The organism is Aeromicrobium sp. (assembly GCF_014378035.1).
In the GTDB taxonomy this organism is placed as follows: Bacteria; Actinomycetota; Actinomycetes; order Propionibacteriales; family Nocardioidaceae; genus Aeromicrobium.
This window is the reverse complement of the sequence record NZ_JACMOM010000394.1, coordinates 1-9221: the sequence shown is the minus strand read 5'-3', so window position 1 is coordinate 9221 and position 9221 is coordinate 1. Positions and strand designations below refer to the sequence as shown.

General features: G+C 68.9%; 8 protein-coding genes and 3 pseudogenes. 6 read left to right on the top strand and 5 right to left on the bottom strand.

Annotated features, from left to right (window positions below):
- A pseudogene (locus tag H7290_RS20880) lies at positions 1 to 520 on the top strand (ATP-grasp domain-containing protein); the annotation flags it as partial.
- Between the two features lie 49 nt (positions 521 to 569).
- Here the strand turns inward: H7290_RS20880 and H7290_RS20875 are convergent.
- Both H7290_RS20875 and H7290_RS20870 read right to left on the bottom strand, forming a co-directional pair.
- Positions 570 to 1019: a DUF3515 family protein gene (locus H7290_RS20875; RefSeq protein ID WP_290515936.1), complete on the bottom strand. Its 450-nt coding sequence runs from the start codon at positions 1017 to 1019 to the stop codon at positions 570 to 572.
- 3 nt (positions 1020 to 1022) lie between these two features.
- A complete protein-coding gene (locus tag H7290_RS20870) occupies positions 1023 to 1259 on the bottom strand; it encodes an Lrp/AsnC ligand binding domain-containing protein (protein ID WP_290515935.1) in 237 nt (78 codons plus the stop codon).
- 140 nt (positions 1260 to 1399) lie between these two features.
- Here H7290_RS20870 and H7290_RS20865 point away from each other — a divergent pair, with 140 nt between their 5' ends.
- On the top strand, positions 1400 to 2356 hold the full coding sequence (locus tag H7290_RS20865) for a thiamine-phosphate kinase (protein WP_290515934.1): 957 nt from the start codon (positions 1400 to 1402) through the stop codon (positions 2354 to 2356).
- On the opposite strand, the gene H7290_RS20860 is transcribed toward H7290_RS20865, so the two are convergent.
- The 3 genes and pseudogenes from H7290_RS20860 to rpmB form a co-directional block, all read right to left on the bottom strand.
- Entirely contained in the window at positions 2349 to 2849 is a 501-nt protein-coding gene (locus tag H7290_RS20860; RefSeq protein ID WP_290515933.1) for a GNAT family N-acetyltransferase, read from the bottom strand. The two genes, H7290_RS20865 and H7290_RS20860, sit on opposite strands and share 8 nt — an antisense overlap.
- Positions 2850 to 3066: 217 nt before the next feature.
- Positions 3067 to 4326, bottom strand: a pseudogene (locus tag H7290_RS20855) (amidase); the annotation flags it as partial.
- Positions 4327 to 4366: 40 nt separating this feature from the next.
- Positions 4367 to 4552, bottom strand: a complete 186-nt coding sequence (rpmB, locus tag H7290_RS20850) for a 50S ribosomal protein L28 (protein WP_290515932.1) — start codon at positions 4550 to 4552, stop codon at positions 4367 to 4369.
- A 171-nt stretch (positions 4553 to 4723) separates the two neighbouring features.
- On the opposite strand from rpmB, the gene H7290_RS20845 reads away from it, so the two are divergent.
- The 4 genes and pseudogenes from H7290_RS20845 to H7290_RS20830 all read left to right on the top strand — a co-directional run.
- Positions 4724 to 6310, top strand: a complete 1587-nt coding sequence (locus H7290_RS20845) for a DAK2 domain-containing protein (RefSeq protein ID WP_290515931.1) — start codon at positions 4724 to 4726, stop codon at positions 6308 to 6310.
- Positions 6310 to 8499 (top strand): annotated as a pseudogene (gene recG / locus H7290_RS20840) (ATP-dependent DNA helicase RecG); the annotation flags it as partial. The gene H7290_RS20845 and the pseudogene recG, both read left to right, overlap by 1 nt.
- Before the next feature lie 14 nt (positions 8500 to 8513).
- The gene (rsmD, locus tag H7290_RS20835; RefSeq protein ID WP_290515930.1) at positions 8514 to 9062 is read left to right on the top strand and encodes a 16S rRNA (guanine(966)-N(2))-methyltransferase RsmD; all 549 of its coding nucleotides are present in this window, start codon (positions 8514 to 8516) and stop codon (positions 9060 to 9062) included.
- A 1-nt stretch (position 9063) separates the two neighbouring features.
- On the top strand, positions 9064 to 9221 hold a 158-nt coding region (locus tag H7290_RS20830), incomplete at its 3' end, for an adenylyltransferase/cytidyltransferase family protein (RefSeq protein WP_290515938.1).

Sequence of the window (9221 nt, the reverse complement as noted above, 5' to 3'; positions counted from 1 at the left end):
GAGCTCGGGCGTCATGATGGTCAACACGTGGGACGAGCTCGAGATCGCCGTCGACAAGGCGCGGGAGTTCGACCCCAAGGTCATCGTCGAGGCAGGTGCCCGCAGCAAGCGCGAGCTCGAGTGTGCCGTGATGCAGCAGCCGGACGGCAAGCCGGTCGCGAGCGTCGTTGGCGAGATCACCGTTGCGCAGGAGTCTGACCATGACTTCTACGACTTCGAGGCCAAGTACCTCGACGGCACGAGCGCCAACATGGTGCCCGCCGACATCGATGAGACCCTCCGCGAGCGCATCCGTGCCTACGCCGTGCAGGCCTTCGAGGCTGTCGGCTGCGAGGGGCTGGCCCGCGTCGACTTCTTCGACACCGCCGACGGCCTCGTCATCAACGAGATCAACACCATGCCGGGCTTCACGCCGTTCTCGATGTTTCCGTTGCTGTGGGAGGCGAGCGGCGTGACATACGCCGAGCTCATCGACCGGCTCATCCAGCTGGCCCTGCGCCGCGACACCGGGCTGCGCTGACCTGGGCCCTGTCAGGCCAGAAGCGGGGCGAACCTGGACGCAGGGCTTGCTAGACGCAGGGCTTGATCGACGGATCGTGCTTGGCTACCGCGTCGGCGACGTCGGCGAGGGCATCGGCCTCGGGGGCGTACTCCTTGGGCACCTCGACGCTGACAAAGAACTTGCGCCCGATGGTGGTGAACAGGTAGCCGTCGGCCGTGGTGTCGGCCAGCCAGTCGATGCCGCGCACCGTGTTGCACTGGCTCGATGGCGTCAGGCCATCGGGCTTGTCGACGCCGCACCGCAGGACGATCGCGGGGTCGCCCCACGCGGACGCGTTCTCGTCGTGGACAAAGACCTGGTCCTGGCCCGCCACCTTCTGCGGACCATCAGCAAACAGTGCCTTGCAGTCGACCTTGGTGCCCGGCGTCGTGGGGTAGGTGTCCACCGCGAGCCCCCCGCCGCATCCTGCGGTGATCAGCAGCACGGCGATGATCGGCGGGAGGTGAAGAGGATTCACGCCTCAGATGCGCACGATCGGACACGTCAGCGTGCGGGTGATGCCGGGGACGCCCTGGACCCTGGTGACGACTAGTGCACCGAGCTCGTCGACCGTCGGACCCTCAGCGCGGACGATCACGTCGTAAGGGCCGGTGACGTCCTCCGCGAGGGTGACGCCGTCGATGGCGGCGATCGCCGTGGCGACGTCGGCAGCCTTGCCGACCTCGGTCTGGACGAGGATGTATGCCTGGACGGCCATCGGGGCTCCTTGGGTTGCAACGGGAATGCGCTGTCTCAACGGCAGTGCGCTGTTTCGACGGGACTGTCCCACGCTACCGGATCATCGTCGATTGGAGGGCTCCCGGCTGCGCCACGACCTGCCTGCGACACAATGCCGGTATGGACTCCGGTGCCGAGGGCGGCCAGACGATCGGCGAGCTGGGGGAGTTCGGACTCATCGCGAGGTTGGCCACCGAGATCGGCGACAACCGGCATGTCCTGCTGGGCCCGGGCGACGACGCCGCTCACGTGTCGACCAACGACGGGACTTTCCTTGTCTCCACCGACCTGCTTGTCGAGGGTCGCCATTTCCGCCGCGACTGGTCGTCCGCCCACGACATCGGACGCAAGGCCGCGGCGTGCAACCTGTCCGACATCAATGCCATGGGCGGTGTCGCGACGGCGCTGACGATCGGATTCGGGGCGCCGGCTGATCTGCCGGTGTCGTGGGCCATCGAGATGACTCGTGGCTTCGAGGTCGAGTGTGCCCACGTCGGCGCCCACATCGTCGGCGGCGACGTCACCGCGTCCGACAAGATCATCCTGGCCGTGACCGCGATGGGTGACGCCGTGCGCCCTGTGCGCCGCACCGGTGCGCTGCCGGGTGACGTGGTCGCCTTCGCCGGGCATCTCGGCCTTGCGGGTGCGGGCTTTGCCGCGCTCAGCCGCGGGTTCCGCTCACCCAAGGCTGCCGTCGACGCGCACCGCGTGCCACATCCGCCCTACGCGGCTGGACCGCGGGCGGCAGGGGCTGGTGCAACGTCGATGACCGACGTCAGCGACGGGCTGGTTGCCGACCTCGGTCACATCGCCGAGGCCAGTGGCGTGGCGATCAATCTCGATTCCTCTGCGTTTGTGGTGCCGGAGTCGGTCGCAGCCGTGAGCGATGCACTGGGCGTCGACGCCCTCACCTTCATGCTCACCGGTGGTGACGACTACGCCTTGGTCGCCACGTTCAGCTCGCAGGCCGACCTGCCCAGCGGCTGGACCCGCATCGGCCTCGTCAGCGAGGGCGACGGGTTGACGGTCGACGGTGCTGCCTACATAGGCCCCGCCGGTCACCAGCACTTCAGGTGAACCAGTAGCGACGTTTGGACGGCATGCCCGGCTCGCCCGGCACCACGTTCTCGAGGATTCCTCCGACGGTCTCGATGACCCGCGCGGAGCCGACGTTGGTGTCGTCGCACGTGACCAGGACGGGCGTGACATCGCGGGCGCGCAGCACCTCGAGCGACTGGCGGAGGATCTGGGTGGCGTGGCCACGCCGGCGGTGGTGCGGGCGGACCGCGTAGCCGATGTGCCCGCCCTGCGCGCGCAGGAAATCGTTGAGCTCGTAGCGGATCGACGAGCGTCCGACGATGACACCGTCGACCTCGGCGACGAGATCGGCATGCGTCACGAAGCCGTCAGGCAGGTCGTGGCCCTGCTCCCAGCCGTTGACCAGCGCGACGTAGTCGGGCCACGCGAGGTCGGGCCGGTGGCGGTACGACCATTGACGGCCCTCGGCGTCGAACTCGGCGACCGCCTCCGTGATCTGTTCCTCGTCGCCGATCGCGAGGCGACGCAGCACGACCCGACCGGGGGCCGGCGGATGGTCGCTCACGCCTGGATCTGCGCGAACGGTTGCGCTGCCTCGAGCTCGAAGGCCAGCTCGAGCAGCGTCTGCTCGTCGCCGTGATCGGCAGAGAAATGCACACCGATCGGCATGTCGGCGGCCGAGCGTCCGAGGGGCAGCGAGATGGCGGGCCCCCGGACGCGTTGTTCAGGGGTGTGAACGACCAGTACTGCACGAGTCGCTCGAACGTCACCTCGAACTCGACGGCGGGCGAGAGGTAGCCAAGCTTGGGTGTCACGTAGCCGAGGGTCGGCGACACAATGACGTCGATGTTGGTGAAGGCTTTCCGGTAGACCTGCTCAGACCGTTTGAGTCCCCGGATGGCGAACGGGGTGCGCCACGCCTGCCGGAGGAAGCGCCGGGCGAGGCCACGGGTCAATGGGTCGGTGAGGGTCCGGTCGAAGTCGGGGCCCATGACCTTGCGGCCGAAGTACTGGGTCGAGAAGGCCAGCAGGCCCCAGTAGTGCTTGAAGTCTTCGGGGAACGACTTCTCAATGGGCATCGGCACCTCGACGACGTCGTGACCCAGCGACGTGAGCAGCGCGGACGTGGCGAGGACGGCGGCACGTGTCTCCTCGTCGATGGGGACGCCGGTCGCCGAATCGGTGATGAGCCCGATGCGCAGGCGTGGGCCCGACGGTCCTTCCACGAGCCCGAGCGGCTGCAGACCCTTGGCCGGCAGATAGGCCTGGGTCGCGGCGATGAAGTGGGCGGTATCGCGCACCGTGCGCGACACGACACCGTTGGAGATGATGTCGACCGGGAGCGTGGCAGCCTCGGCGGCCGGCACGACCCGCCCGCGCGTCGGCTTGAGGCCCACGAGCCCGCACGCAGCAGCCGGGATGCGGATCGAGCCACCTCCGTCGTTGGCGTGGGCGATGGGGACGACGCCCGACGCGACGAGCCCGGCCGATCCACCTGAGGAGGCGCCTGCGGAGTAGCCGGTGTTCCACGGGTTGCGGGTAGGCGGCAGCGTGGCGTACTCGGTGCTGGCGTTGAAGCCGAACTCCGGCATCGTCGACTTCCCGAGCACCGTCAGCCCCGCCGACAGCAGCTGGTCGGTGAAGGCGGCATTGGCCTTGGCGGGCCGGGCGTTCACGGCCAGCGAGCCCTGGTCGGACGGCAGCCCGGCGATGTCGGTGTTGTCCTTGAGGAACGTCGGCACCCCCGACAGGAGACCGGGTACGGGGACGTCTGCACGAGAGCGTCCACGTTCGAAGTCGGCGAGCTGGATGGCGTTGAGGGTCGGGTTCAGCAGCTCGGCGCGAGCGATGGCGGCGTCGGCCGCCTCACGCGCGCTGATCTCACCGGAGGCAACAGCAGCAGCGACCCCGACACCATCGAGGTCGCAGAGTGCGTCGCGGGTGAAGCCATGACCCCTGGTCGTGGTCTCGTTGGTCACGACAAGACTCTGCCATGACAGGTGGGCCATGGCATGTCCCGGAGAGCTGCGCCGAGCCAGACGGGTGCGGCTAGCGCGAGACCTTGCCAGCCTTGAGGCATGACGTGCAGACGTTCACACGCTGGGGGGTTCCCTTGATGACAGCGCGAACGCGCTGGATGTTGGGATCGAAACGACGCTTGGTGCGTCGGTGCGAGTGGGAGACGTTGTGGCCGAAGCCAGGTCCCTTGCCGCACACATCACAGACCGCTGCCACGGCGAACTCCTGTTGACTCTGGTTGCTTGAATGAACGTTCGTACGATGGGGAGGTCTCCGCGACCAGCAGGCCCGGGGACAACCGCTCAAGAATAGCCGATGACCCGACGCCGACGCGAATCAGCATGGCACGTCCGCTGACCGGGCCCCCCTGACCGATAGCCTCGCCCCATGGGCCTCACCCTCAACGCCACGGCATTCCGGGCGTGGACACAGTTGTGCGCGGGGGCTCTCTCGGCGACACGGGCTGAGATCGACGCACTCAACGTGTTCCCCGTGCCTGACAGCGACACCGGCACGAACGCCTACTTCACGTTCGCCTCCGGGGCCGACGCCGTCGACGCTCTGGGCCCCGAGACCGAGCTCCCAGAACTCGTCAAGGCCCACGTCGACGGGCTGCTGACCGGCGCCAAGGGCAACACCGGCGTCATCCTGTCCCAGCTCGTCAGGGCGTGCTTCCGCGATCTCGACCTCCGCCACGAGGTCACCGCGGCTGCCGTCGCCCGCTCGTTCATCGCCGCCTCCGAAGCGGCCTGGGCCGCCGTGGGCGCACCAGTCGAGGGCACGATCCTGTCGGTGGCCAAGGCCGCAGCAGAGGGTGCGACCCAGGCCGCCGAAGCCGGGGTCGACGGTCGGACGGTCTTCGGCAGGGCTGCTCGCGCGGCTCGTGAGGCCCTTGCCCGCACCCCCGACCAGATGGAGCTGCTGGCCCGTGCAGGGGTCGTCGACGCCGGTGGGCGCGCATTGGTCGTGGTCCTCGACGCCACGGAGCACGCGCTCACGGGGCGCGTCCCCGAGCGGGTCGACCGGGCCATCCCCGTGCCCACCCCCGCCAGTGGCGACGACCTCAGCGCTGATGGTCCTTCGTACGAGGTGATGTACCTCCTCGACGCCGACGACGACAGCATCGCGACCCTGCGCGCCGCTCTGCTCCCGCTCGGCGACTCGCTCGTCATCGTCGGCGGCGATCGGCTGTGGAACGTCCACGTGCACGTCGACGACGTCGGTGCCGCCGTCGAGGCCGGCATCGCTGCCGGGCGTCCCTACCGCATCACGGTCACCCACTTCGCGGACCAGATCTCGCGGGGCCCGCGCAAGGGCCGCATCGTCATCTCCGCGACGACCGGCGACGGCCTCGCCGCGCTGAGCCGCGCGGCCGGTGCCCAACCGCTCGAGTTCACCCGGTCCCGGCCGCTGACGATCGCGCAGATGAGTGCCTCGCTGAGGGAGGCGGGGGCCGAGGAGATCATCGTGCTCCCCAACAACTCCCGCTACGTCCGACAGTTCGAGGCGGCGGCCCAGGCGGCCCGCCAGGACGGCATCCGCGTCGCGGTGATCCCCACCAACGCGCAGGTGCAGGGCCTGGCCGCGCTCGCGGTGCACGACCCCGGCCTGGGGTTCGACGAGGTCGTCGTGGCGATGTCGAGCGCAGCCGCACACACGCAGCACGGTGCCGTGACGATCGCCACCGAACCCGGCATGACGATGGTCGGCCCGTGTGAGGTCGGCGACGTGCTGGGCGTGGTGGCGGGCGACTTCGCGGTCGTGGGCCAGGACATTCTCGCGGTGGCCTACGAGGTCATCGACCGCATCCTGTCACCGGCGGGTGAGATGGTCACTGTCGTGGTGGGCGACGGTGCGGAGGGCCTGATCGAGGAGTCGATCTCCGAATACCTGCGCACCCTGCGGCCCGACGTCGACCTCGTCGTCTATGAAGGCGGCCAGGAGGCCTACCCGCTGTTCATCGCGGTCGAGTGATGGTCGACCTCTCGACCAAGCTCGTCAACGTGCTCGGCGACAAGACCACCAAGCCGCTGACCTCAGCATTCGGCATGCTCGTCGTCGGTGACCTGCTGCGGCACTACCCGCGCCGCTACGCCGAGCTCGGCAAGCTCACTGACCTCTCGCGTCTGGAGGTCGGGCAGCACGTCACGATCATGGCGCGGGTCGACTCGGTCAAGAACTACTCGTTCGGCCCGGGCGGTCGCCGCACCCGTACCGAGGTCATCGTCACCGACGGCACGGGGCGGCTGACGCTGACGTTCTTCCAGCAGGCATGGCGGCTGAAGTCGATGCACCCGGAGTCGCTCGGTCTCGCGGCAGGCGTGGTCAGCGAGTTCAACGGCAAGCTGCAGCTCACCCATCCTGACTTCGAGCCGATTCGTGAGACCGACGACTCCGTGAACACCGACGACCCCATGAACACCAGCGACCCCGTGAACACCAACGACCCCACGAACACCTCGGGGAGGCTGGGTCGGGGCATCATCCCCCTCTACCGCGCGACGGCCAAGATGCCGAGCTGGAAGATCGCGCAGTGCGTCGAGCTCTGTCTCGACGCTGTCGGGCCGCTTGATGACCCTCTGCCCGAGGATGTTCGCGGGTCGAGGGGTTTCCATGATCTCGCCGGGTCGTTCGAGGCCATCCACCGGCCGCGCAACGCCAACGACTGGAAGGGGGCGCAGGACCGGTTCCGTTTCGAGGAGGCTTTCGTGGTGCAGATGGTCTTCGCCCAGCGCCGCGCCGCGCTCGAGCACGACCGCGCCACCGCGCGCCCGTTCGTCGCCGGCGGCCTGCGCGAGCGCTTCGAGAAGCAGCTGCCGTTCACCCTGACGTCCGGGCAGCAGACGGTGATCGACGAGGTCTCGGCCGACCTGTCACGCACGCACCCCATGCACCGGCTGCTGCAGGGCGAGGTCGGCTCGGGCAAGACCGTCGTGGCACTCCTGGCGATGCTCCAGGTCATCGACGCTGGTGCCCAGACCGCGCTGCTCGCGCCCACCGAGGTGCTCGCGTCGCAACACTTCCGGGCCATCACGGCACTGCTGGGCGACCTCGCGAAGGGCGGAATGCTGGGCGGCGCCGACGGTGCCACGCGCGTTCGGCTGTTGACGGGGTCACAGGGTGCCAAGGTGCGCAAGACGTCGTTGCTCGACGCCGCGTCAGGCGAGGCCGGCATCGTCATCGGCACGCACGCGCTGATCCAGGACCACGTCTCCTTCGCCGAGCTGGGGCTGCTGGTCGTCGACGAGCAGCTCCGCTTCGGCGACGAGCAGCGCGCCGCCCTGGTCGACCGCTCCGACGTCACCCCGCACGTGCTCGTCATGACGGCCACGCCCATCCCGCGCACCATCGCGATGACGGTGTTCGGTGATTTGGAGGTGTCGACCCTGCGCGAGCTGCCCGCGGGTCGCCACCCGATCCAGACCACCGTCATCCCGGTGGCCGAGCGGCCGGCGTGGCTCGACCGCGCCTGGCAGCGCGTGCGCGAGGAGGTCGCGAAGGGCCGGCAGGCGTACGTCGTCGTGTCGCGAATCGGCGAGGGCGACGACGACGCGGGTGGTGAGGTCAAAGAAACCCGTTCGCTGCTCGAGCTGCGCGAAGAGCTCGACGGGGGAGCGCTGCACGACCTGCGGGTCGGCAGTCTTCACGGTCGGATGAGCGCCGACGACAAGGACGCCACGATGAACGCCTTCGCGTCGGGCGATCTGGACGTCCTCGTCGCCACCACGGTCGTCGAGGTCGGCGTCGACGTCCCGAACGCCACCGTCATGGTCGTCATGGACGCCGACCGGTTCGGCGTGTCCCAGCTGCACCAGCTGCGCGGACGGGTGGGACGAGGCTCCGAGGCGGGTCTCTGTCTCCTTGTCACGGCAACCGAGGACGGCTCGCCCGCCCGCGACCGGCTCGACGCCGTGGCGTCCACCACCGACGGCTTCGAGCTGTCACGTCTGGACGTCGAGCTGCGGCGTGAGGGCGACGTGCTCGGCGCGCGTCAGTCGGGTGTGCGGTCGAGCCTGCGGCTGCTGTCGGTGGTCAAGGACGGCGACGTCATCGAGGAGGCTCGCGAGGCGGCCAACGGCGTCGTCGCCGCAGACCCGACGCTCACCACCCAGCCGGCGCTGGCCGCCGCGGTCCATGAGCTCGAGCACTCCGAGCAGGCCGACTACCTGGAGCGCACATGGCTCGCATCATTGCCGGCACCTACGGCGGACGCCGGATCGAGACACCCAAGGGTGATGGCACGCGACCCACGAGCGACCGGGTGCGTGAGGCGATGTTCTCGTCCATCGAGTCCGAGCTCGGGGGGTTGGGGGACGACCTGCGGGTGCTCGACCTGTTCGCGGGCTCCGGTGCCCTGGGCCTGGAAGCGCTGTCGAGGGGTGCGGCCTCAGCGGAGTTCGTCGAGTCCGACGCCAGGGCCGCGGTGGTGGTCAGGAACAACATCAAGGCACTTGGCGCACACGCGAGCGTGACCCGGGTGACGGCCGAGCGATATCTGCGCGACTCACCGCCAGACGCGTTCGGCCTCGTGCTGGTCGACCCGCCGTACGCAGTGCCGACTGAGCAGGTCGCTGCACTGGTGGCGATCATCAAGAAGTCGTTCGCCGAGCCCGAGGCCCTGTTCGTCGTCGAACGCGCCACCCGTGACCCGTTCGTGTGGCCCGAGGGTGTCGAACCTCTCCGCCACAAGGCGTACGGGGACACAACACTTTGGTACGGTCACTGACATGACCAAGGTCGTGTGTCCCGGTTCCTTCGACCCCGTGACCAACGGTCACCTCGATATCATCGAGCGTGCGGCACGGCTCTTCGACGAGGTCGTCGTCGCGGTGCTGGTCAACGAGAACAAGCGCGGCCTCTTCTCGATCGAGGAGCGCCTCCAGAT